The organism is Paracoccus maritimus, assembly GCF_025195095.1.
Taxonomy (GTDB): Bacteria; Pseudomonadota; Alphaproteobacteria; order Rhodobacterales; family Rhodobacteraceae; genus Paracoccus; species Paracoccus maritimus.
Window position 1 is genome coordinate 169,243 of the sequence record NZ_JANAVZ010000004.1, and the last position, 22,806, is coordinate 192,048.

At 65.3% G+C, this 22,806-nt stretch carries 18 protein-coding genes; 5 read left to right on the top strand and 13 right to left on the bottom strand.

The features are described 5' to 3' along the window. Positions 1–12 precede the first annotated feature (12 nt). A complete protein-coding gene (gene bhcB / locus MU516_RS08525) occupies positions 13–975 on the bottom strand; it encodes a beta-hydroxyaspartate dehydratase BhcB (RefSeq protein ID WP_260277013.1) in 963 nt (320 codons plus the stop codon). Continuing rightward, positions 975–2,165 carry an L-aspartate--glyoxylate aminotransferase BhcA gene (bhcA, locus tag MU516_RS08530; protein ID WP_260276785.1) on the bottom strand — a complete coding sequence of 397 codons (1,191 nt, stop codon included), beginning with the start codon at positions 2,163–2,165 and terminating at the stop codon, positions 975–977. Before bhcA ends, bhcB begins: the two co-directional genes overlap by 1 nt. A gap of 187 nt (positions 2,166–2,352) precedes the next feature. Here bhcA and bhcR point away from each other — a divergent pair, with 187 nt between their 5' ends. Next, positions 2,353–3,159: an HTH-type transcriptional regulator BhcR gene (bhcR, locus tag MU516_RS08535; RefSeq protein ID WP_260276786.1), complete on the top strand. Its 807-nt coding sequence runs from the start codon at positions 2,353–2,355 to the stop codon at positions 3,157–3,159. 113 nt (positions 3,160–3,272) lie between these two features. On the opposite strand, the gene MU516_RS08540 is transcribed toward bhcR, so the two are convergent. Next, positions 3,273–4,574, bottom strand: coding sequence for an NCS2 family permease (locus tag MU516_RS08540; protein ID WP_260276788.1), 1,302 nt, complete (start codon positions 4,572–4,574; stop codon positions 3,273–3,275). Positions 4,575–4,793: 219 nt separating this feature from the next. Here MU516_RS08540 and puuE point away from each other — a divergent pair, with 219 nt between their 5' ends. Continuing rightward, positions 4,794–6,200 (top strand): allantoinase PuuE, encoded by a 1,407-nt coding sequence (gene puuE, locus MU516_RS08545; protein WP_260276789.1) that lies wholly within the window; start codon positions 4,794–4,796, stop codon positions 6,198–6,200. A gap of 43 nt (positions 6,201–6,243) precedes the next feature. Continuing rightward, a complete protein-coding gene (locus MU516_RS08550) occupies positions 6,244–7,137 on the top strand; it encodes a bifunctional allantoicase/(S)-ureidoglycine aminohydrolase (protein WP_260276790.1) in 894 nt (297 codons plus the stop codon). Positions 7,138–7,514: 377 nt separating this feature from the next. Here MU516_RS08550 and MU516_RS08555 read toward each other — a convergent pair whose 3' ends face one another. From MU516_RS08555 to MU516_RS08590, 8 genes are all read right to left on the bottom strand, one after another. Continuing rightward, positions 7,515–7,805, bottom strand: coding sequence for a YrhK family protein (locus tag MU516_RS08555; protein WP_260276792.1), 291 nt, complete (start codon positions 7,803–7,805; stop codon positions 7,515–7,517). Then, complete coding sequence (gene pheS / locus MU516_RS08560; protein ID WP_260276794.1) at positions 7,802–8,881, bottom strand: phenylalanine--tRNA ligase subunit alpha; 1,080 nt, start codon at positions 8,879–8,881, stop codon at positions 7,802–7,804. Before pheS ends, MU516_RS08555 begins: the two co-directional genes overlap by 4 nt. Positions 8,882–8,983: 102 nt before the next feature. Next, the gene (locus tag MU516_RS08565) at positions 8,984–10,390 is read right to left on the bottom strand and encodes an alanine/glycine:cation symporter family protein (RefSeq protein WP_260276796.1); all 1,407 of its coding nucleotides are present in this window, start codon (positions 10,388–10,390) and stop codon (positions 8,984–8,986) included. Positions 10,391–10,471: 81 nt separating this feature from the next. Further along, on the bottom strand, positions 10,472–11,821 hold the full coding sequence (locus tag MU516_RS08570; RefSeq protein WP_260276798.1) for a cytochrome P450: 1,350 nt from the start codon (positions 11,819–11,821) through the stop codon (positions 10,472–10,474). An 80-nt stretch (positions 11,822–11,901) separates the two neighbouring features. Beyond that, positions 11,902–12,573: a DUF1523 family protein gene (locus tag MU516_RS08575; protein WP_260276799.1), complete on the bottom strand. Its 672-nt coding sequence runs from the start codon at positions 12,571–12,573 to the stop codon at positions 11,902–11,904. A 13-nt stretch (positions 12,574–12,586) separates the two neighbouring features. Continuing rightward, positions 12,587–12,868 carry a hypothetical protein gene (locus MU516_RS08580; RefSeq protein WP_260276801.1) on the bottom strand — a complete coding sequence of 94 codons (282 nt, stop codon included), beginning with the start codon at positions 12,866–12,868 and terminating at the stop codon, positions 12,587–12,589. A 98-nt stretch (positions 12,869–12,966) separates the two neighbouring features. After that, the gene (locus MU516_RS08585) at positions 12,967–14,886 is read right to left on the bottom strand and encodes an AAA family ATPase (RefSeq protein WP_260276802.1); all 1,920 of its coding nucleotides are present in this window, start codon (positions 14,884–14,886) and stop codon (positions 12,967–12,969) included. Beyond that, positions 14,887–15,435, bottom strand: a complete 549-nt coding sequence (locus tag MU516_RS08590; protein WP_260276804.1) for a putative glycolipid-binding domain-containing protein — start codon at positions 15,433–15,435, stop codon at positions 14,887–14,889. It abuts the gene before it with no gap. A 204-nt stretch (positions 15,436–15,639) separates the two neighbouring features. Between MU516_RS08590 and MU516_RS08595 the strand changes: the two genes are divergently transcribed. After that, entirely contained in the window at positions 15,640–16,917 is a 1,278-nt protein-coding gene (locus MU516_RS08595) for an acetylornithine deacetylase/succinyl-diaminopimelate desuccinylase family protein (protein WP_260276805.1), read from the top strand. Between the two features lie 88 nt (positions 16,918–17,005). Next, positions 17,006–19,204, top strand: a complete 2,199-nt coding sequence (locus MU516_RS08600; RefSeq protein ID WP_260276807.1) for a hypothetical protein — start codon at positions 17,006–17,008, stop codon at positions 19,202–19,204. A gap of 3 nt (positions 19,205–19,207) precedes the next feature. Here the strand turns inward: MU516_RS08600 and MU516_RS08605 are convergent, their stop codons facing one another. Both MU516_RS08605 and MU516_RS08610 read right to left on the bottom strand, forming a co-directional pair. Beyond that, a complete protein-coding gene (locus MU516_RS08605) occupies positions 19,208–20,317 on the bottom strand; it encodes a SpoIIAA family protein (protein WP_260276808.1) in 1,110 nt (369 codons plus the stop codon). Positions 20,318–20,348: 31 nt separating this feature from the next. Further along, a complete protein-coding gene (locus tag MU516_RS08610; RefSeq protein WP_260276809.1) occupies positions 20,349–22,727 on the bottom strand; it encodes a UvrD-helicase domain-containing protein in 2,379 nt (792 codons plus the stop codon). Positions 22,728–22,806: the final 79 nt, after the last annotated feature.

Consider the following 22,806-nt stretch of genomic DNA (forward strand, 5'->3'; position numbering starts at 1 on the left):
GGATAGCCCTCCTCAGATCCAGGGCAGCTTGTCGAGATCGACATTGCCGCCGGTGATGATGATGCCGACACGTTTGCCGGCGAATGCGTCGCGGTTCTTCAGGATGGTGGCCAGCGGCACGGCGCTGCTGGGTTCCATCACCACGCGCAGATGTTTCCAGGTCAGTTTCATCGCGTCGATGATCTCCTGCTCCGAGGCAGTGTAGATCTCAGACACATGGTTGCTGACGAAATGCCAGGTCAGATCCTTCAGCGGCACCAGCAGCCCGTCGGCGATGGTCTTGGGCGCGTCATCTGCGATGATGTGCCCGGCCTTGAAGCTGCGATAGGCGTCGTCCGCCTGTTCGGGTTCAGCCGCGATCACTTGGGTTTCGGGGGCCAGCGTGGACAGCGTCAGGCAGGTGCCCGAGATCATCCCGCCGCCGCCGATCGGCGCCACGACCATGTCCAGACCGTCGGTCTGTTCCATGAATTCCTTCGCACAGGTGCCCTGCCCCGCAATCACGCGCGGGTCGTTGTAGGGATGAACGAAATCGCCGCCGGTCTCGGCCTGGACCTGCGCAAAGGTTGCCTCGCGCGAACTGGTCGAGGGATCGCATTCGGTGATCTTGCCGCCATAGCGGCGAACCGTGTCCTTCTTGGCCTGTGGCGCGGTGCGCGGCATCACGACGTTGCAGGGAATGCCCCGCCGCATCGCCGCATAGGACAGGCAGGACGCGTGGTTGCCCGAAGAATGCGTCGCCACACCCTTGGCGGCCTGGGCCTCATCCAGCCCGAACACCGCATTGCTGGCGCCGCGGACCTTGAAGGCCCCCGGCTCCTGAAAATTTTCGCATTTGAAGAACAGCTGCGCACCGGTCAGATCGTTGAGGTAATCCGACGTGCGAACCGGGGTCCGCCGGATATGCGGCTTGATCCGATCATGCGCGGCCAGCATGTCCTGGTAGGTGGGGATATACATCTCGGCGTCCTTCATCACGCGGCGGCCCGTTCCGCGCCCGCAACGCTTTGGCGGTAATGTTCCTGCGCGGCAGCAACGCCGCTGCCCAGAGTGATCGGCAGGCCCAGATCGGCCATGACCATTTCCGCCGTGGCGATCCCCGACAGCGCCATGACATCGGTCAGGCTGCCCAGATGTCCGATGCGGAACACCTTGCCTGCGACATCGCCCAAGCCGGTGCCGAACGCCACGCCATAGTTGTTCAGCGCGTGGCTGACGATCTTGTTGGCGTCAAAGCACTCGGGGACGCGGATCGCGCTGACGCTGTCGGAATAGAGGTCGGGCCGGACGGCGCACAGCGACAGCCCCCAGGCGCCGACCGCCTTGCGCACACCCTCGGCGATACGGTGATGACGGGCAAAGACGTTTTCCAGCCCCTCGTCCAGCAGCATGTCGCACGCGACGTTCAGCCCGTTCAGCAGGCCGACGGGCGGGGTATAGGGAAAGCCGTTGGCGGCATAACCCTTGGCCATGTCGCGGATGTCGAAAAAGGTGCGCGGCAGCTTCGCCGTCTCGACCGCGGCCATCGCCTTGGGCGAAAAGCCGACGATGGCCAGCCCCGGCGGCAGCATGAAGCCCTTCTGCGATCCGGTGACGGCGATATCGACGCCCCACTCGTCCATGCGGAAATCGTAGCACGCGATCGAGCTGACGCCGTCCACGAACAGCAGCGCCGGATGACCGGCTGCGTTCAGCGCGCGGCGGACCGCGGCGATGTCGCTGCGAACGCCGGTCGCGGTCTCGTTATGCGTGGCCAGAACGACCTTGATCTCGTGGTTCCTGTCGGCGGTCAGGATTTCCTCGAACTTGTCTGCCGGAACACCTTCGCCCCACTCCTGGGCGACGACCTGCACATCCAGACCGTGGCGCTGGCACATGTCGATCCAGCGATGGCTGAACATGCCGTTGCGCGTCGCCAGAACCTTGTCGCCGGCCGAAAGAGTATTGGTGATCGCAGTTTCCCAGCCACCGGTGCCGGTCGAAGGGAACACGAAAACCTGGCCGTCGGTGGTCTTCAGCACCTTTTTGACGCCTTCCAGCGCCGGATGAAGGATCTTTCCGAACACCGGGCTGCGGTGGTCGATCGTGGGCATGTCCACGGCCTTGCGCAGCACTTCGGGAATGTTGGTCGGGCCGGGAATGAAAACGGGGTTCTGGCTGGTCATGGCGACTCCTCCTGCGGGTTATTGACGAATTTACGCCCTGCGGCGCAATGTCACAATTTTTCTGGAAAAGTTTTCCGATAAGCGGAAAGGCGCTGGAAAACTACGCGTAAACATGGACTTGTGTTTTTTCACTTGCGATCCACGATTTTCACTGGAATCAGGATGCATTCTTAACCGGAGGGATAAAATGGCTGAACCGCAACGCAAACGAGGCCGCCCACGCAGCGCGCCCGAGGCAGCGGGCACCATTCAGGCGCTGGATCGCGCGCTGGATATCCTGGACCTGCTGGCCGCGAATCCCGGTCTGACCTTGTCCGAGGTCGCCGAGCAGATGCAGCAGTCGCCATCGACCGTGCATCGCGTGCTGCACACGCTGGCCGCGCGCGGCGTGGCCGAAACCGATCTGGCCACGCAGACCTGGCATATCGGCCCGGCGACATTCCGGCTGGGTTCTGCCTTCATGCGCCGATCGGGCATCGTCGAGCGTGCTCGCCCGATGCTGCGCGCATTGATGGAACATACCGGAGAGACGGCAAATCTGGGTATCCTCAACGGCGATGCGGTGCTGTTTGTCAGTCAGGCCGAAACGCACGAGACGATCCGTGCCTTTTTTCCGCCGGGCACACGATCCCCGCTGCATGCCTCGGGGATCGGCAAGGCGTTGCTGGCGTTCGGTCGTGCCGATACGCTGCGAATGTTGCTGGATCATGTTCCGCTGAAACGGTTCACCGACCGGACCCTGACAACGGCCGAGGCGTTGCAGGAAGACCTGTCACGGATCAGGCATCGCGGCTTTTCCTTCGACGACGAGGAAAAGACCCGCGGCATGCGCTGCATCGCGGCCCCGGTCTTCGACCTGAGCGGCGAGGCCGTCGCCGGGATCAGCGTCAGCGGCCCCAGCCATCGCATCGGGCACGAACATGTCAAGACGCTGGGGGCCGCGGTGGCGGCGGCGGCAAGCGAGCTGTCACAGGCGCTGGGGGGAAAGGGCTGAGGCTGGTCACCGAGGCTGGATTGCAAGGCCCCCGCCGTGTCCCATCCGAAAACGCCAAGGGCCGCCGGGAAAACCGGCGGCCCAAATTATTTCCCGGAACCCAGGCCTGGGTGTCAATGACCGCCGAAGAAGGCGAATTTGACGACGAACAGGGCAGCCACGATCCACGTCGCCGCGTGAACCTCGCGGGCGCGGCCGGTTAGCAGCTTGATCAGCGCATAGCTGATGAAACCGAACGCAAGTCCCGTGGCGATCGAGTAGGTGAACGGCATGGCCAGCGCGGTCAGCACGGCGGGTGCCGTCTCGGTCACATCATCCCACTCGATCTCTGCCAGTTCGCGCACCATCAGCGTGGCCACATACAGCAATGCAGGCGCGGTCGCATATGCGGGAACCGCACCGGCAAGCGGCGCAAAGAATGTGGCCAGCAGGAACAGGCCTGCGACGACCAGCGCGGTCAGCCCGGTCCGACCGCCCGCCTGAACGCCCGAGGCGCTTTCGACATAGGCGGTGGTCGAGGATGTACCCAGAAGCGAACCGGCGGTGATCGCGGTGGAATCCGCCATCAAGGCGCGCGACAGCCCCTTGTTCTGATGGACCGGCCCCTCGGTCAGCAGTCCGGCCCGCTTGGCAACGCCGATCAGGGTGCCGGTCGCGTCGAACACCTCGACCAGGACCATCACCAGAATGACGTGGAAGATGCCGTAATGCAGCGCCCCCAGCAGATCCATCTGCAGGAAGGTCGGCGCGATCGAGGGCGGCATCGACATCACGCCCCTGAACTCGCTGACGCCAAGCAAAATCGAGGCGATGGTGATGACGAGAATACCGATCAGGATGGATCCCTTCACCTTCAGCGCGTCCAGCGCCACGATGATGAAGAAACCGGCGATGGTCAGCAGCGTGCCCGTATTGGTCAGATCACCCAGCCCGACCAGCGTCGCAGGGTTGTCCACCACCAGCCCCGAGCTTTGCATCGCGATGATGCCCAGGAACATCCCGATCCCGGCGGCAACCCCGCTGCGCATCGACATCGGAATGCCGGCGATCAGCCAGCGACGGATGCCGGTGGCGGACAGGAACAGGAAGATCAGGCCGCTGATGAAGACGGCACCCAGCGCCTGTTGCCAGGTAAAGCCCATCGCACCGACCACGGTGAACGCGAAAAACGCGTTCAGGCCCATCCCCGGCGCCATGCCGATCGGCCAGTTCGCCCAGAGCCCCATGATGGCCGAGCCGATGGCGGCGGCCAGGCAAGTGGCAATGAAGACAGCATCCCGATCCATCCCGGTCGAGGACAGGATGTCGGGGTTTACGAAAATGATATAGGCCATGGTCAGGAAGGTCGTGATCCCGGCGATCACTTCCGTCCGGACATTGCTGCCATGCTCGGCGAGCTTGAAGTAGCGTTCCATTGATAATCCTCCGCGCGGCTCTCCCTTGCCGCCATTGCCAAACCTTATGGGCGACGAGAGCCCGCTCACAATCAGCGCCAACCCGCAAGTCTTTCAATGGCAAATTGAAACAACGTCGGATCTTCGTCGATTCGTTGATACAGAATTTTGCTTCTGCCCGCTTGCCCGGCAAGCCCTTGCGCGGTTTGCTGTCATAGAACAAAGCCGGAGGAGAGGCAGATGCGCTACAGCCGCGACATGCGAGGATATGGCGAAACCACCCCGGACCCGAAATGGCCCGGCGGTGCGAGGATCGCCGTCCAGATCGTCATGAACTACGAGGAAGGCGGCGAGAACAGCATCGAGCACGGCGACAAAGCCTCGGAAGCGTTCCTGTCCGAGATCATCGGCGCCCAACCCTGGCCCGGTCAGCGCCACTGGAACATGGAATCGATCTACGATTACGGCGCACGGTCGGGATTCTGGCGGCTGCACCGGATGCTGAAGGACATTCCCATCACGGTCTACGGCGTCGCGACCGCGTTGGAACGCGCCCCCGAGCAGGTCGCCGCGATGCAGGAGGCGGGTTGGGAAATCGCGACCCATGGCCTGAAATGGATCGACTACAAGGACGTCCCGCGCGAGGTCGAGGCCGATCATATCGCGCAGGCGGTTGCGCTGCACACGCAGATCACCGGCGAACGACCCTACGGATTTTATCAGGGCCGCACCTCGATGAACACGGTCGAACTGGGCTGCGAGGAAGGCGGCTTTGCCTATCTGGCCGACACCATCGCCGACGACCTGCCCTACTGGCATGTTCATCAGGGCCGGCCGCAGTTGATGGTGCCCTATACGATGGACGCCAACGACATGCGGTTTTCCAGCGGCCAAGGCTTCGGGACCGGGGTCGAGTTCTTCGACTATCTGCGCGACAGCTTCGACATTCTCTATGCCGAAGGTCAGGCGGGCGCACCCAAGATGATGTCCATCGGGCTGCATTGCCGCCTGGCGGGACGGCCGGGCCGGGCCATGGCGATCCAGCGGTTCCTGGACCACTGCCGCGCGCATGAGGGGGTCTGGTTCGCCTCGCGGCTGGACATCGCGCGGCACTGGGCCGAAACGCATCCCCACCGCGAACGGCCGCAGCCCTCGAAGATGGATCGCGACGATTTCGTGGCCAAGTTCGGCGGCGTTTATGAGCATTCGCCCTGGGTTGCCGAACGGGTCTGGGATGCCGAAATGGGCGCAGTTCACGACAGCGCCAAGGGGCTTGCCCGAAGGATGGCGCAGATCTTCCGCAGCGCCGACGATCAGGACCGACTGGGCGTGCTGGTCGCTCACCCCGATCTGGCGGGCAAGCTGGCCGCCGCAAAACAGCTGACGGCTGAAAGCACGTCCGAACAGGCAAGCGCCGGGCTGGATGCGCTGACCGATGAGGAACGTGCCGAATTCACCCGTCTGAACGACGCCTACACGGCCAAGCACGGCTTCCCGTTCATCATCGCGGTGCGCGACTATGACAAGCGCGGCATCCAGGATGCCATGCGGGCGCGGATCGACAACGATACGACCACAGAACGCGGCGAGGCCGAACAGCAGGTCACGCGCATCGCGGAACTGCGGCTGAACGACATCCTGAAATGAACGGTCCATCCCGCTGGGATCGTTGCCAGAACCGAGGTTAACCATGACCCATAATCCGCCGCATGGCGCCCCGACCGGCGATCCTGCACCCGTCACAGCGGCCCCGCAGCAGGCAGGCTCTTACGCGGGTCCGGTTGCCGGGCTGCCGCCGCAGACCGGTCTGACGACCGATACCGCCGTCTTCACCGAGGCCTATGCCGTCATCCCGCGCACCGTCATGCGCGACATCGTGACCAGCTATCTGCCCGGCTGGACCGGCATGCGGATGTGGATGCTGGCCCGGCCGCTGTCAGGCTTTGCCGAGACGTTCAGCCAGTACATCGTGGAACTGGCCGAGGGCGGCGGCAGCGACGCGCCCGACGACGACCCCGAGATCCAGCACGCGATCTTCGTGACCGGCGGCGAACTGCGCGTCACCATCGCCGGCAAGCAGCATCTGCTGCGTCCGGGCGGCTTCGCCTATGTGCCGGCGGGCACCGAATGGTCGGTCCGCAACACCACGCCGGGCGAGACCGGCTTTCACTGGTGGCGCAAGCGCTGGCAGCCTTGCGCAGGCCTGGACAAGCCCGATCCGATCGTCGCGCAGGAACAGGATATCGCGCCGTCGCCGATGGCCGACACCGACGGGGCATGGGCCACGACGCGGTTCATGGATCCTGCCGATCTGCGCCACGACATGCATATCACCGTGGTCACGTTCAAGCCGGGCGGGTCGATCCCGTTTGCCGAAACGCATGTGATGGAACACGGGCTGTTCGTCATCGAGGGCAAGGCGGTCTATCGCCTGAACCGCGACTGGGTCGAGGTCGGACCGGGCGATTTCATGTGGCTGCGCGCGTTCTGCCCGCAGGCCTGCTATGCGGGCGGGCCGGGGCCATTCCGGTATCTGCTGTACAAGGACGTGAACCGGCACGCGCCGATATGGCCCAACCGCTGATCCGTTAATCCCTGCCCCGCCGCCCCCGCGCAATGCCTGCGCAACGCCACCGTGCGTTGCGCGAGGACGCTGCGCGGGGGCGGCGCCGTTTCGGCCAGCAAATGCTGCAAGTTCGGCTGCACCGCGCATGCACAGAGGCGGCACCGGCCGTGCACAGCGCGTACACCGCTTGCGAACGGTCGGGTAAGGGATGTTGCGGGGTTTTGCCGGCTTTTTCCCAAAGCGGTGTTTTGGGGTCAGTCCGGCGGCGTCAGCACGGCCATCCGACCTGGGCAGGACGAAGCCAGACCCGGATGTCTGGAATTTCGATGCCGGGGGAGATGTCTCGGCGTCTCAGCGTGTCACGCCCATAACTGCCATAAAGATACTCACCGACGTCAGCCCAACCGATCCGCCAGTGTCTCGGTCTTGCCCATCCGGTACAGCCGGACCTCTCGCCACAGTTTCAGGGTCGGCTTCATCGCGAAGAACACCGAACCGATGGTAAAGAACCACGTGGCGGGGGTCATCCATGCGTCGGAAAAGAACATGATCGAGCCGACGAGGAAGAACAGCGCCGCCAGGAAATCGACGATGGTGTGGGCAATCTCGAACCGGGCATAGAGTCGCCGCGAGGCGGGGGTCGCCTCGCGGCGGTAGTGAAAGAATGCGCCGCGCCAGAAACTCAACGGTTCAGCCCCCCCGCGACGCTTGGCACGTCGCCCGGCATGAAGCCGAAATGCCTGAGCCAGCGCAGGTCGGATTCGAAGAAGGCGCGCAGGTCGGGGATGCCGTATTTCAGCATCGCGATCCGGTCGATGCCCATGCCGAAGGCAAAGCCCTGCCATTGGTCGGGGTCAATCCCGCCCGAGCGCAGCACATGCGGATGGACCATGCCCGAGCCCAGCACCTCGAGCCAGCCGTCGCCCTCGCCCACCTTCAGCGTGCCGCCTTGCCATGAACACTGGATATCGACCTCGGCCGAGGGTTCGGTGAAGGGGAAATGGCTGGCGCGGAACCGGGTCTTCACACGGGTGCCGAAATAGGCCGAGAAGAATTCTTCCAGCGTCCATTTCAGCTGCGCCATGGAAATGTCGCGGTCGATGGCCAGCCCCTCGATCTGGTGGAACATCGGCGTGTGGGTCTGGTCCATGTCCATCCGGTAGACACGGCCCGGCGCGATGACGCGGATCGGCGCGCCCTGATCCTGCATGGCGCGGATCTGCACGGGGCTGGTATGGGTGCGCAGCACATGCGGCGGGCGGTCGTCGCCCGGCGCGCGGTGCATGAAGAAGGTGTCGTGTTCCTGCCGCGCGGGATGTTCGGGGGCGATGTTCAGCGCATCGAAATTGTACCAGTCGGTTTCGACCTGCGGACCTTCGGCGACGGCAAATCCCATATCGGCGAAGATCGCGTTCACCTCGTCCATGACCTGGCTGACCGGGTGAATGGTCCCCTGCGGCCGCGGCCGGCCGGGCAGCGTCACGTCCAGCCATTCGCCCGCAAGCCGGGCTTCAAGCGCGGCGTCGTCCAGCGACGCCTTGCGGGCGCGCAGGGCGGTATCGATCTCGTCGCGCAGGGCATTCAGCGCCTTGCCTGTGGTCTGGCGTTCCTCGGGGCTCATCTTGCCCAGTTCGCGCATCTTCAGGCTGATCTCGCCCTTCTTGCCAAGCGCGGCAAGGCGCACCTCTTCGATGGCGGCCGGGTCGGCGGCGTCCTTGATGCGGTCAAGCCATTGCTGGCGCAGGGGGGTCAGATCGTCCATCGTCATGCCTTCGGGTGCCGTGTCGGCGCCTGACTTAGCATTGTGGCGCGCGTTCGGAAAGGCCGTGAAAAAGGGGGCGATTGCCCCCTTCCCCATTTGTCGTCAGTTCCAGATGTCGCGGTTCACGCCCGGCGCGATGTCGGGATGTTCCGAGATGTGGAAGCGCGGTTCCTGCCCGGCCTTGCGCTGCCGGATATAGTCGCGCGTCACATAGGCGATGGTTCCCGACAGCAGCACGATGGCGATCAGGTTGATCGTGGCCATCAGGCCCATGCTGGCATCGGCGAAGTTGAACACCGTCGACACGGCCTGCATCGCGCCCCAGATCACCATGGCCAGCGCCGCGACCCGCAGCACCAGGATGCCGGTCGTGCCACCGCCCAGGAACACCACCGCGTTCTCGGCATAGGAATAATTGCCGATGATCGAGGTGAAGGCGAAGAAGAAGATCGCGATGGCCACGAAGATGCCGCCGAACCCGCCGAAATGGTCGGTCAGCGCGGCCTGGGTCAGGTTCACCCCGGTCAGTTCCGCGGATGGAATGACATCGGCCAGCAGGATCATCACCGCCGTCGCCGTGCAGATCAGCAGCGTGTCGATGAAGACGCCAAGCGCCTGCACGAAGCCCTGCGAGCTGGGGTGATGCGGGTCGGGCGTGGCCACCGCCGCGATGTTGGGCGCCGATCCCATCCCCGCCTCGTTCGAGAAAAGGCCGCGTTTGATGCCGTTCAGCATCGCCGCCATGACGCCGCCGGCAACGCCGCCCACCGCCTCTTGCAGGCCGAACGCGGATTTCACGATGCCGATCAGGATGCCCGGCACCTCGCCGATATTCATGATCAGCACGATGATCGCGGCCAGCAGATACAGCCCCGCCATCGCCGGGACGACCTTTTCGGCCACGCGCGCGATCTGCGGGATGCCGCCGAAGATGATGATCCCCGCCAGAACCGCCAGAACGACGCCGACGATGGCCTTGTTGATCCCGAACGAGCGTTCGACGGCCTCGGCGATCGAGTTGGCCTGAACGGCGTTGAAGATCAGCCCGAAGGACGCGATCAGCGCCACCGAGAACAGCGCCGCCAGCCACGGCTGTTTCAGCCCGTGGGCGATGTAATAGGCCGGGCCGCCACGATACATGCCGCCGGGGCCGTGGATCTTGTAAAGCTGGGCCAGCGTGGATTCTGCATAGGCCGTGGCCATGCCGACCAGCGCCACCATCCACATCCAGAAGATCGCCCCCGGCCCTCCCAGGGTCAGCGCGACCGCGACGCCGGCGATGTTGCCGGTGCCCACCCGGCTGGCCAGGCTGACGGTCAGCGCCTGAAACGGCGAGATCCCGTCGCGGTCGGTTTCACCCGACCCGATGACGCAGCGCCACATCTCGGCGAAATGGCGGAACTGGATGAAGCCCAGCTTGATGGTAAAATAGATGCCGACGGCCAGAAGGCCGTAGATCAGCACGTATCCCCAGAAGATGTTGTTGAGAAAATCAATGATCGCGTTCATGCGACAGCCTCCTGAAAGCGCAGTGGCCTCAGACTGTAACGGAAGCGTGACCACCGCAAGCGCGAAGAACGCTGCCCCGCCTCAGCGGGCTGCGACATCCAGAACGACGCCGCCATGCGGGCGCAATGTCAGAATCATGCGCGGTTCCGGCGCGCGACCGGGCAGTGCGCGAAAACGGAACCGGGCCAGCAGGGTGGCAAGGATGACCACTGCCTCTTGCAGCGCGAAGCTGGCGCCGATGCAGATGCGGGGGCCGGCCCCGAAGGGCAGGAAGGCATAGCGGTCGGGCGCGGTTCGGAAACGGTCGGGGTCGAAGGCGTCGGGGCGATCCCACAGCAGGTGGTGGCGGTGCAGCGCATAGATCGGCAGCATGACCGTGTCGCCGGGCCGGACCTCGCGCCCGCAAAGACGGTCATGCGCCTGCGCGGTGCGCGACAGGAAGGCGGCGGGCGGATAGAGGCGCAGCGTCTCGTTCACGATGCGGGTGACAAGGGGCAGCGCGCCCATGTCGTCCGCCGTCGCCGCGCGGTCGCCCAGCGCGGCCTGCGCCTCGGCCGCGGCGCGTTCCTGGATATCCGGATCGAAGGCGCACAGGTAAAGCGCCCATGCCAGCGTCAGGGCCGTCGTCTCGTGTCCCGCGACGATGAAGGTCAGCAGGTTGTCGCGCAGTTCCTGACGGCTCATGCTGCGGCCGGTTTCGGGATCGGCGGCGTCCAGCAGCAGGTCCAGCAGGTCGGCCGCGCCCGACGGCGCCGCACCGGCACGCGCCGCGATCGCCTGATCGGCGACGCGCTTCATCCGCCCCAGATCGCGGCCCGAAAAGACCCGGCCGGGCCGCGGCAGCCATGCCGGCAGGCCCAGCACGTCCAGCAGCGAGACCCTGGCCGTCTGCGAGATATAGCCGTTGATGGCGTGGTGCACCGCCGCCCGGTCAAAGCTGTCATCGCCCGACAGGGTCACGTCCGAGATCACCTCGAAAGTCGCGGCCACGGTTTCCTCGAACATGTCGACCGGGCCGGTGGCGGCGACCAGACGGCGGCAGGACGCCTGGGCGGCGGCAGTCATCACCGGTCCCAGCGCGGTGACATGGCGGTGCGCGAAGGCTGGCGCCAGCGCGCGCCGCTGCCAGCGCCAGTTTGCGCCTTCGGCGATGAACAGGCTGTCGCCGATGGCCGGTTCAAGGATCAGCTTGGTCGTGACAGATTTCGGATAGTCGTCGACCCGGTCCTTCAGGATGCGACGCAGGCTTTCGGGGTCCATGACCATGTGCCAGCGGATGCCGGTCTTGCCCGACACGATCGGCTGTCGCAGCGCCAGTTCGGGAATGATGCCCAGAACGTTGCGCCGGGCGATCATCACGGTCTGCAGGATGCCCGCCGGCTGGGTGGCCAGCGCGACCTTGGCGGGTTCGCGATGCGGCAGGTCGGGCATGCAATCTCCTGTTATGTGGGCTCCTGTGACATGGGCACAGGCTGGTGATCGCGCGCGCCCGGTTCAAGCCTGCCCGACCGCTATTTGCGCGGCTTGCCCGCCAGTTTCTGCCACCAGCTGCCGATCCGGCCGCGCGCCTGGGCCGAGCTTGCGCCGACGCGGTCGGTGGTGCGGTCCCAGCCGTCATCGACCGACTTGATCGCCGGATCGATGGTGCGTTCGCGGAACTGCGCCCACATCCGCCAGATCAGTGCCAGCAGGATCAGCAGGACCGCGCAGATCACCATCGCCGCCCAGTTGCGCGGGCGTTCGTTCGGATTGGCCAGCGTGTCGATGGAGATGGCGTTGGGATAGGCGGTCAGCCACGGCAGACGCCAGCCATAGGCGGTCACGCTGACCCATGTCGGGGCGGCCGAGGTCGATTGCAGGTTCGTCGCCTCGGCATGCAGGTTGGCGCTGTCATATTTGAAATAGGGTGGCCAGATCCAGCCGGTATCCTCGTTGCGATAGACGAACACCTTGCCGTTGGGGCGCACCGTCTCGATGAAGCGCACGTCACGCTGACCGGCCGCGTTTTCCACCGTTCCGGCATCCTCGGACGCATAGAAGATGGAATTGGACGAGGTGACGGCCGTCAGCCGGTTATAGGTGTTGGTGATCCGGACGGTGTTCTTGGACGGCAGCGAATAGTCCAGAAACAGGAACACCACCAACCCCAGCAGCACCCCCAGAACGACCTTGACGTAATACATGTGCGGCGGCCCCTTACTGCCAGTTGACCCAATAGACGATCCCCATGATCGCCAATGTCGGGATGATGAAGACCAACCACAAGAGCCGTGACTTCAGCGACTTGTCGAACCCGACCATCGACTTGCGGACAAACTCGTCCCTGGCACGGTTGTTCCCCGCCATGTCGGGATGGCGTTCGTCCCAGATCTCTTCCAGCCTCTCGCGCCTGAGCGAGCGGATATAGATCCGCAGCAGCAGGTAGAACATCACCTCGATCAAAAAGACCAGCACGATCAGGCGCAACAACGCAGCCATGTTTCCCCCTTTTCCCGCGTCACGATCCGTGGGGATCACAGCCTAGCACGCAGCGGGGGAGAAGGCATCCGGCGGCCGGACGGGCCGGGGACACCGCCTTAGTCGCCACGTTCGAAGCGGCGTTTCGCCTCGGCCATGCGCTGCATGCCGCGCACCGTATCGGTGATGGCGGTTTCATCCGCGCTTTCGGAATAGCGCCATTCGCTGTCGGCGTATCGGTTGATCTCTTGCAGGACCATCTCGGGCGTGATGGGGCGGCGCAGTTCCTCGATCATGTCGATCTTGCGCTGATAGGGCTGGTGCAGGAACGTGCCGGGCCTGTCGAACCAGTCATCCGGCATGTCGAAATCCATCGCGCGGGCCTTCACCGCGTCGGTGATGTTCTTGATCGCGCGGCCCGTAAAACGCGGATCGGCCTGCGCGATGGCGAACAGATAGCTGCCCAGATCCGAGATATTCTGCAGCGGCCCGTGCCGATACGAGACATCCGCGAAGATGGCGCTGATCGCCGGGGCCTCGGGGCGGGCATGGCCCGCATAGCTGTCGGACACCGCCTGCTGCAGGACGCGGCCGCGGGATGCATCGTGACTGCCGAACGGGATGTCGTGGCGGCGTCCCATGAGCAGGCCCAGTATCTCGATATAGTCGGCCTGCGTGCGCGGCCCCTCGATCAGCAGGCGCGCGCCCGCGCGCTGGCGCAGCGCGTCGTCGATATTCTCGGCATGGTTCGAGAACATGCCGAAGGTCGCATTGCCGCGCACCACGGTCGAGGCACCGGCGAAGGCCTCCATCAGCACGGCGGTGATTTCCTGCTGCCCCGACGAGGATTGCCGGTCGCCGCGCCGCCCGGCGATCTGGTCGATGTCGTCGATGGTGCCGAAGCCGATCACCCGAGGGTCGATGATCGCGTTGACGAAGGCGCGCGCGTTCTGGCCCGACTTGCCCTGATAGCTGTCCACATTGTCCACCGACAGGTTGCGATAGCGGAAGGGATAGCCCGCAACCCCGCAATAGTCGTGGATCAGCCCGGCCATCATCTGGATCAGCGTGGTCTTGCCGGTGCCGGGACGGCCATCGCCCAGGAATGTGAAGGCAAAGCCGCCAAGTTCGACGAACGGGTTCATCATCCGGTCGAAATCATAGGCGACCAGCATACGCGCCAGCCGCATCGACTGATGCTTGGCGATGGTGTTGCCGATCACCTCCTCGGGGCGCTTGAATTCCATCGCGGCGGGACCGCCCTTGGCGCGGGTCGGCGGGGCGAAGCCCGCGATCGGCAGATCGTCGGCGGCCACGCGCCAGGCGGCACCGGTAAAGGCGCGGGCCATCGGCGCCTGCTCGCCTTGCGCCGAGACCGCGGCCGACAGCGATTCGGCCCAGGCCATCGCGGTGGCGATCAGGCTGTCGTCATCCTTGGCGTGCTGCGCAAGGTTCCGGTCCAGTTCCCACAGCGCGCCCTGCAGCGCGACGATCGGGCTGTCGGTCAGGATCTCGTCCGCGCTGGCGTCGGCCACCGATCGTGCCCCGGCATGTTCGGACAGCAGAAACGCCGTCGCATTGGCCAGCACCGACAGCGCGGCCAGCGATTCCACCGCGACAAGCTGGGCGAAATCGTCGTGACGGTCATGGGGCAGATGATGTTCGGTATTGCGGCGCTTCAGCGTGGCTGCGCCGGAACGCGCGGCGACCTCGTCGGCGACGGCCAGCGCGATGGCGGTGGCGCGGCGCAGCACCCGCGCCATGGTCGCCGCCGCCGGGGTCAGCAGATCGTCGCCGCCCGCATTCTCGATCCGTTCAAGCAGCCGCACCCGGTCGGTCCGCGTCGTCGCGCCATGGGCGAAACCGGTGGCGGACTGGCGACCCGTGGGCCGAGTCAGAGCATCGTCGCCGACCGTCCCGGACTCTGCCGCGCGCACCAGCCGGGGCGCATGTTCGAACCCGCTGAGCAGCGACAGCGCCTGCCGATAATGGCGCCGGATCGCATCTTCGGGCAGTTCCATCTCGTTGCGGGCGTCCATTCAGTCCTCTTGCGTCCAAAGCCCCGGATAGTCGGTCACGAAGCCGTGCCGGTTCACGGTCAGCGTTGTCTGAAAATCGGTCTCGGCGCTGCGATAGCACCATGTGCCGTCGGGGGCGAGGCGATAGCCTTGATGCAGCGGCTTCAGCGTCCAGTCCCCATCGTCAAGCCACAGCGCGGCGCTGTCGCCGCCACCGTCAGGCCGAAGGCGGTTCAGCGGGATCGTGTTGGTAGCGGGCGTGAAGCCCAGATCCAGATCCGCAAGCCGGTGGCTGTCGGGAACCTCGTCCCCGTTCGCGCGCCATTCCCCGCCGGATCCGCGCCGGATCGACAGGCTGATGGCGCGCCCGCCGACATTGCCCTGCAGCCGCGCGGATCGCGCGACCCAGTCCTGATCGCAGATGACGTCATAGCCGATCCGCGCGGGACCGCGCCGGTCGCGCCACACCGCTGCGCCCTGAAGATGCCACTGGCCCGCGTCAAGGTGCAGCGCGCAGGCATCGTGACCGGGCATGTCCAGCCGACGCCACAGGATCATCTGGCGCGACATCGCATCCCCCCGCCGTCTTGCAGGGGGGCCGCCAGCATCCGCGCTGACTGATCGTCCCTGCCCTGGTGATCGCGCGCCGCCATCTCGGTCCCCTCTGTCTCGGTGCCGAATGTTAGGGCCCGTGCCGATCCGCGCAAGTGGTTGAACTGCCTATGCCGCGCGAACCCCGTTGCCAGCCTTCGCCGCACCGCCTAGCATCGGAATATGAACAGACTTCGCGACGCCATCGACGACCGCCGCGATCAACTGGTCGCGCTGACCCAGGACCTGATCCGCATTCCGACCCTGAACCCGCCGGGGCGGCATTATCTGGATATCTGCGAATATCTGCAGGCGCGCCTGTCCCGCCAGGGCTGGCGCTGCGAGATGGTGCGCGCCGCCGGCAGCCCCGGCGACAGTGAAGCCTATCCGCGCTGGAACATCGTGGCGCGCAGGCAGGGGGCGCGACGCGGCGACTGCGTGCATTTCAACAGCCATCACGACGTGGTCGAGGTGGGAAACGGCTGGACCCGGGATCCGTTCGGCGCCCAGCTTGACGGCGACCGCATCTATGGTCGCGGTGCCTGCGACATGAAGGGCGGGCTGGCCGCCAGCATCATCGCCGCCGAAGCCTTCGTCGCCACCTATCCCGACCATGCCGGCAGCATCGAGATCAGCGCGACGGCGGACGAGGAATCGGGCGGCTATGGTGGTGTGGCTTATCTGGCGCAGCAGGGCGCCTTCGCCCATGTCGATCACGTCATCATCCCCGAACCGCTGCACAAGGACCGGATCTGTCTGGGCCATCGCGGTGTCTGGTGGGCCGAGATCGAGACCCAGGGCCGCATCGCCCATGGCTCGATGCCGTTTCTGGGCGACTGCGCGGTCCGCCACATGGGCGCGGTTCTGGCCGAGATGGAGGCGACGCTGTGGCCTCTGTTGTCGGGCAAGCACACCGAGATGCCGGTGATCCCGGAAGGGGCGCGATCCTCGACCCTGAACATCAACAGCCTGCATGGCGGCGCGACCGAGCAGGACCCGGACTATACCGGTCTGCCCACACCCTGCGTGCCGGACCGATGCCGGATCGTGATCGACCGGCGTTTCCTGATCGAGGAAAACCTGACCGAAGTGAAGGCCGAGGTGACCGCGCTGCTGGAACGGGTGAAGGCACAGCGGCCCAGCTTTCGCTATGAGGTGCGCGACCTGTTCGAGGTCGTGCCTTCGATGACCGACAAGGACGCGCCGGTCGTCACGACCACGGCCCGCGCGATCCAGAACGTGCTGGGCCGCGAGGCAGGCTATGTCGTCAGCCCCGGCACCTATGACCAGAAACATATCGACCGGATCGGCAAACTGAAGAACTGCATCGCCTATGGTCCCGGCGTGCTGGACCTTGCGCATCAGCCGGATGAATGGATCGGCGTTCAGGACATGCTGGACAGCGCCAAGGTGATGGCGCTGGTTCTTGAGGAATTGCTGACCGGACAGCCGCCCGGCTGACGGCTGATGCCCGATCAGGTCCGATGGCTCAGACAATCGCGCGGATCATGCTATTGTCGGGATCAATCAACGAGTTCGGGACAGGTCGGTGCAGCGCAATCTGATACTAGTCGTTCACGGGATCGGCGAACAGACACCCGGTCAGACGATCGACGCGCTGACCGGTGGCGCGATCCGTGAACTGGGCCTGCCGGGCCCGGTCGAAAGCCGGACCGAGATGATCGCCGAGGACCGCCCCGGCGACCGGCAGTTGCGGCTGTTTCCCTGCCATATCCGGCGCACCACCCTGCCCGCCGGCCATGTGGGTCAGGCCGAGGAGCAGGAGGTTCTGGCCGGAGAGGTCTATTGGTCCGACCTGTCGCCCGCCCCACGCGGCGCGGTCGCGACCGGGCTGGACCTGCTGCGCACCGTGCTGACGCTTGGCTATCTGGCGCTGGACAATGTCTCGCAAAGCGTCGAACCCGCGCATCGCTGGATCCGCGCCCTGGTGCATCTGTTCGTCTGGATCTTCTATGCGCTGATCGCGCCGATGAACGCGTTGCTGCTGTTGGGGTCGATCCTGATGCTGACCGACAGCTTCATCATCCGGCTTGGCCCCGACACGCTGCAGGGGGCAACGCTGATGGCCATGCTTGGCGCGATCGCGGTGGCGCTGCACCTGGTATGGCGGTACCGGCTGCGGCGGCCCGAAAGCTCGTATCTCGAACGCTGCTTCATGGCGGGCATCGGCGGGCTGGGCGCGCTGACGCTGATCGCGGGGCTGATGGTGCGGCTGGCCCTGCCCGACCGGCCGGAACTGGCGGTGATCGACCTGAACAACCCGCAGGCCTACATGCCCGCGATCCCGCGCGAGCCGCCATTCTGGCTGGACTGGCTGCGCAAGGCGTCCTGCGGGTCGGTCGATCTGACGGCCTGCTGGAACCCGGCCTATCAGGACATTGCGGCCTTGCTGTGGGCGTTCACGATGCTGATGGCGCTGACCTGGCTTGCGGCGGTGGCGGTTCTGCTTGCGATGTTCGTGATCTCGGCCGTGACCGATCTCGGCGGGCTGCGCACGGCGGCGCTGGCGGGGGTGCCGCTGTCAGTGATCCTTGCCATCCAGCTTTCGCCGGACCTACCCCGGCTGCTGCTGTTGCTGGGGCTGCTGATCGCGGCGGGGGCGGTCTTCGCGGCCTGGGTCGCGCGTCAGGGCGGCGACGCGCTTGGCCGGATGACACGGCTGTTCGGACGGCGCGCGCGGATCTATCTGCCGATCTGCAACGCGATGCTGTTCCTGTGGATGCTGATTTCGGCGGCGATCTGGTCGATCTTCGCGGAACTGATCCACAAGCTTGACGGTCCGCAGGGCGGCCAGACCCTGCTGAGCCAGCTTTATGCCGATTACTCGGGTCTCGCGACCAGCACCATGTCCTATATCGTCTTCGGGGTCGCGGGGCTGATCGTCGCTGGCGTGGTGCCGCTGCTGATCCGCCAGCGCCGGAAAGAGGCGCTGGCGCTGGACCCCGACAGTTGGCTGGACGTGTGGTGCGGACGGATCATCCTGAACCCGGTGCTGAACCTGCTGTTGATGTTCCTGATCCTGTGGATCGCCTTTGGCGGCGCGCTGCAGGCGGTGCGGACCGGGTTCGACGTGCTGGGCATCGCCTATCGGCCCTGGAACAGCGACACGCTGATCGGTGGGCTGATCCGGTTCCACGAGACGATCAAGACCTATAACCCGATGGCCATCGCGTTGGTCGGCATGGCCGGGGTGGCGGCCTATCGCGCAGCCGATTTCGTGTCATCGGCGCTGGGGGTGGCGCGCGACATCTCGGTCTATTCGGCGCGCACGCTGGCCTACAGCCCCGACACCCCCGAGGGGCGCAGCGCCTATGCGTCGCGGCAGCGGATCAAGGCGCGGTTTCACAGCGTGCTGGCGCATCTGTCGCGGCAATATCCGCATGACCGGCTGATCGTCATCGCCCATTCGCAGGGCACCGTGATCGCCGCGCGGGCGCTGCAAGAGGTCGGGCCGACCGAAACGCCCACCTTTCTGGTCACCATGGGATCGCCCCTGACGCATATCTACGGCCAGTATTTCGCGAACGGCTTCGACATGGCCGACCTGCCCCGGCAGACCCGCCGCTGGATCAATATCTATCGCTGCGATGATTTCGTGGGCACCGAGGTTCGGCTGCCCGGCGACAAGGTCGAGAACCACCGCGTCGCGCCGGGCGGCCATACCGGCTACTGGACCGATGCCCATGTCTGGATGACGGTCCGCAAGATCCTTGGTATCACCAGCTAGGGATCAGCTGTCGGGTGTTTGCGGCTTCTGTGGCGCGTTTTTTGCAGCAGGTTTGCGTCGTGTTGCGGATTTGGGGGTCGCGGATTTCGGGGCAGCAGCGGCCTTGGCCGTGGCGGCTTTCTCCGGGGCAGGCCCCGACGCCGAGGCGCCACCCGCCTTGCGCGATGCAGATCCTGTCGCGGCCCTGGATTTCGCGGCGGGCGTTGCCGCCGGCTTCGCGGGTGTCTTTCGCGCAGTTTTCGCCGCGGCCTTTGGCGCAGGCTTCGGCCGTTCCGGCGCGGGCTTCCGGTCGGGTGCGGCCGCAGCAGGCTGTGATCCGGCCTGCGGGGCCGCATCTGCCCGTGCCTCGGGCGGAGGCGCGGCTTCGGTCCCGCCTTCGCAGATCCATGCCTTGGCCGCGTCCATCGCGTCCGTGGGGAATACCGCGACCTCGCCCGGCATTAGCGGCGCGAACATCTTCATCCCGCGCGTGATCCAGCCGATATCGCTGACCACCGCCACGCGGGCGAAGCTGCGCCAGTGGGTCAGTCCCAGCCGCGCATCGTCCCACATCGCACCGGCGGTGTAATTCTCGAAATCCGGGCCAAGCTGCATCAGCAACCGCAGGCTGCCATGCGCGGCCTCTCTCTTGCGCACAAGCGGGATCAGCCGATCCTCGTAATCGCGCGAGGTCACCTCGCCGACCGCGCGGATCGCGATGACATTGTCGGGATAGCCGTCCAGAAGCACATATCCTTCGGGTTCCTTCTCGGGCGATCCGGCCCATGCGATCGCCTCGTCCTCTTGCCGGGCGTCGAAGTGGCGCACGCGGGCGCGCACGAAGATGTCGGCCAGGTTCGGCAACATCGCCAGCCCCATCCTGTCGGTGACGATCGCGACGCGCGGCAGGACCATCGCATGTTTCCGCACGACATCGAAATGCGCCTTCATCGCGGAAAGACCCTGCCAGTGCGGCAGCCCCTTCAGATGCACGACCAGCCCAGGCATCCGGTCATGGTCGTTCGCATAGGCGTCGATGGTCTGTCCCATCGCCTCGAATTCCGCGGCCGGGATCGTCCCCTCGGGCCGGGCCGTGATGACGTTTCTGGTGGCGTCCACTTGGATATTCAGCATTCGCTTGCTCCGCTTGCGGCCGCCCCGAAGATCAGAACGGCACGTCGTGGTCCTCTTCTGCCGGTCGAACATAACCGGCCTTGATGGTCTTGAAACCCGCCGCGAACTGCACGGTCAGCGTATCTTCGGCGATGCCCATGATCTGACCTTCGCCGAACTTGGCGTGCACAACCTTGTCGCCGACCTTGAACGTCGTCGAGGGGGTCGCGTCGATGGTGATGGGCGCGCGGTGGACGGGGGGTTTTCGTTCGGCGGCGCGCGCCTGCATCCGCTTCCATCCGGGCGAGTTGTAGACATCGGCCTTGGCCGCGCGGTCGTGCATGTCGGTGCCGGCATTGGCCCCGGCGAAAGCCATCGCCGCACCGTAGCCGCCGCCGTAAAGACCGGGCGGCGTCAGCACCTCGACATGCTCTTCGGGCAGTTCATCGACGAAGCGCGACGGCATGCTGGATTGCCACTGGCCATAAAGCCGCCGGTTGCCCGCAAAGCTGATCGTCGCCAGGCGTTCGGCGCGGGTGATGCCGACATAGGCCAGCCGGCGTTCCTCCTCCAGCCCTCGGGTGCCCTGTTCGTCCATGGCCCGCTGGTTGGGAAACAGCCCGTCTTCCCATCCCGGCAGAAAGACGACCGGAAATTCCAGCCCCTTGGCGGCATGCAGCGTCATGATGCTGACCTGATCGACCGTCTCGCCCTCGTCGCGGTCCATGACCAGCGCGACATGTTCCAGAAATCCCTGCAGGTTGTCGAATTCCTCAAGCGCCTTGACCAGTTCCTTGAGGTTGTCCAGCCGCCCCGGCGCATCCGGGGATTTTTCGTTCTGCCACATCGCCGTATAGCCGGATTCGTCCAGCAGGCGTTCGGCCAGTTCGACGTGACTGACGGTGCTGTCCAGCGCATCGGCATGCCAGCGCCCGACCACATTCACGAAGTCGCGCAGATTGGCCAGGCCCTTGCCGCCCAGATGTTTGTCCTCGACCACCATCCGCGCGCCTTCCAGCAAGCTGACGGCGTTCTGCCGCGCCACCGTCTGGATCGTCTTCAGGGCCTTGTCGCCCAGGCCACGCTTGGGCGTGTTCACGATCCGCTCGAACGCCAGATCGTCCTCGGGGCCGACGACAAGCCGGAAATAGGCCATGGCGTCGCGGATTTCCTGCCGCTCGTAGAAGCGCGGGCCGCCGATCACGCGGTATGGCAGGCCGATGGTCATGAAGCGATCCTCGAAGGCGCGCATCTGGTGCGAGGCCCGGACAAGAATGGCGATGTCGTTCAACCCGACCTGCCCCAGCGCGGCGCGATGCCCGCCATGAAACGCCTCGATCTCTTCGCCGATCCAGCGCGCCTCGGCCTCGCTGTCCCAATGCCCGATCAGGCGCAGTTTCTCGCCCGCTTCGGCATCGGTCCACAAGGTCTTGCCCAAGCGCCCCTGATTGGTCGCGATCAGCCCCGATGCCGCCGCCAGGATCTGCGGGGTGGACCGGTAATTCTGTTCCAGCCGGATCACCTGCGCACCGGGGAAGTCGGTCTCGAACCGCAGGATGTTGCCCACTTCGGCGCCGCGCCAGCCATAGATCGACTGGTCGTCATCGCCGACGCAGCAGATGTTCCTGTGCGCCTGCGCCAGCAGCCGCAGCCACATATACTGCGCCACGTTGGTGTCCTGGTACTCGTCCACCAGGATATAGCGGAACCGGTCCTGCCAGGTTTTCAGCACATCTGGATGGGCCTGGAACAAGGTGACGCAATGCATCAGCAGATCGCCGAAATCGACGGCGTTCAGCGCCAGCAAGCGGTCCTGATAGGCCTGATAAAGTCGCCCGCCCCAGCCGTCGAAGGCAGCGGCCTCGCCCTTGGGCAGCTTGCCGGGTGTCAGGCAACGGTTCTTCCAGCCGTCTATCAGATGCGCCAGCTGCCGGGCCGGCCAACGCTTCTCGTCCAGGTTTTCGGCCTGGATCAGTTGCTTCATCAGCCGGATCTGGTCGTCCTTGTCCAGAATGGTGAAGCCGGGTTTCAGATGCAGTTCACCATTGCCGATCAGTTCGGCATGCCGCCGCAGGATCTTGACGCTGATCGAATGGAATGTGCCCAGCCACGGCATCCCCTCGACCGTCTCGCCCAGAAGCCGTCCGATCCGGGTCTTCATCTCGCGCGCGGCCTTGTTGGTGAAGGTCACGGCCAGGATCTGCGCCGGCCGAGCCTTTCCCAGCATCAGCAGATGCACGATCCGGGTGGTCAGCGCACGGGTCTTGCCGGTCCCGGCCCCCGCCAGCATCAGCACCGGCCCGTCCAGAACCTCGACCGCGGCGCGCTGCGCGTCGTTCAGCCCGTCCAGATACGGCGCGGGCCGTGCGGACATGGCCCGCTGCGACAGGGGCACGCCATCGAAATCGTCGGAATCGTCCAGAAGCTCCATCCCGTCAATCTAGGCGCGAAAGGCGAACAAGGGAAGTCTTCGTTCCCGCTTCGTTCCGATCCAGCCGATTTTCTTCTTT

What these genes read in the sequence shown, in the direction of transcription:
- MU516_RS08550 (WP_260276790.1), top strand. Translation starts at nt 6,244, where the DNA reads ATGACCCATAATCCGCCGCATGGCGCCCCGACCGGCGATCCTGCACCC.
- MU516_RS08540 (WP_260276788.1), bottom strand. Translation starts at nt 4,574, where the DNA reads ATGGAACGCTACTTCAAGCTCGCCGAGCATGGCAGCAATGTCCGGACG.
- MU516_RS08585 (WP_260276802.1), bottom strand. Translation starts at nt 14,886, where the DNA reads ATGGACGCCCGCAACGAGATGGAACTGCCCGAAGATGCGATCCGGCGC.
- bhcB (WP_260277013.1), bottom strand. Translation starts at nt 975, where the DNA reads ATGAAGGACGCCGAGATGTATATCCCCACCTACCAGGACATGCTGGCC.
- MU516_RS08590 (WP_260276804.1), bottom strand. Translation starts at nt 15,435, where the DNA reads ATGTCGCGCCAGATGATCCTGTGGCGTCGGCTGGACATGCCCGGTCAC.
- bhcR (WP_260276786.1), top strand. Translation starts at nt 2,353, where the DNA reads ATGGCTGAACCGCAACGCAAACGAGGCCGCCCACGCAGCGCGCCCGAG.
- puuE (WP_260276789.1), top strand. Translation starts at nt 4,794, where the DNA reads ATGCGCTACAGCCGCGACATGCGAGGATATGGCGAAACCACCCCGGAC.
- MU516_RS08610 (WP_260276809.1), bottom strand. Translation starts at nt 22,727, where the DNA reads ATGGAGCTTCTGGACGATTCCGACGATTTCGATGGCGTGCCCCTGTCG.
- bhcA (WP_260276785.1), bottom strand. Translation starts at nt 2,165, where the DNA reads ATGACCAGCCAGAACCCCGTTTTCATTCCCGGCCCGACCAACATTCCC.
- MU516_RS08580 (WP_260276801.1), bottom strand. Translation starts at nt 12,868, where the DNA reads ATGGCTGCGTTGTTGCGCCTGATCGTGCTGGTCTTTTTGATCGAGGTG.
- MU516_RS08595 (WP_260276805.1), top strand. Translation starts at nt 15,640, where the DNA reads ATGAACAGACTTCGCGACGCCATCGACGACCGCCGCGATCAACTGGTC.
- pheS (WP_260276794.1), bottom strand. Translation starts at nt 8,881, where the DNA reads ATGGACGATCTGACCCCCCTGCGCCAGCAATGGCTTGACCGCATCAAG.
- MU516_RS08570 (WP_260276798.1), bottom strand. Translation starts at nt 11,821, where the DNA reads ATGCCCGACCTGCCGCATCGCGAACCCGCCAAGGTCGCGCTGGCCACC.
- MU516_RS08605 (WP_260276808.1), bottom strand. Translation starts at nt 20,317, where the DNA reads ATGCTGAATATCCAAGTGGACGCCACCAGAAACGTCATCACGGCCCGG.
- MU516_RS08575 (WP_260276799.1), bottom strand. Translation starts at nt 12,573, where the DNA reads ATGTATTACGTCAAGGTCGTTCTGGGGGTGCTGCTGGGGTTGGTGGTG.
- MU516_RS08565 (WP_260276796.1), bottom strand. Translation starts at nt 10,390, where the DNA reads ATGAACGCGATCATTGATTTTCTCAACAACATCTTCTGGGGATACGTG.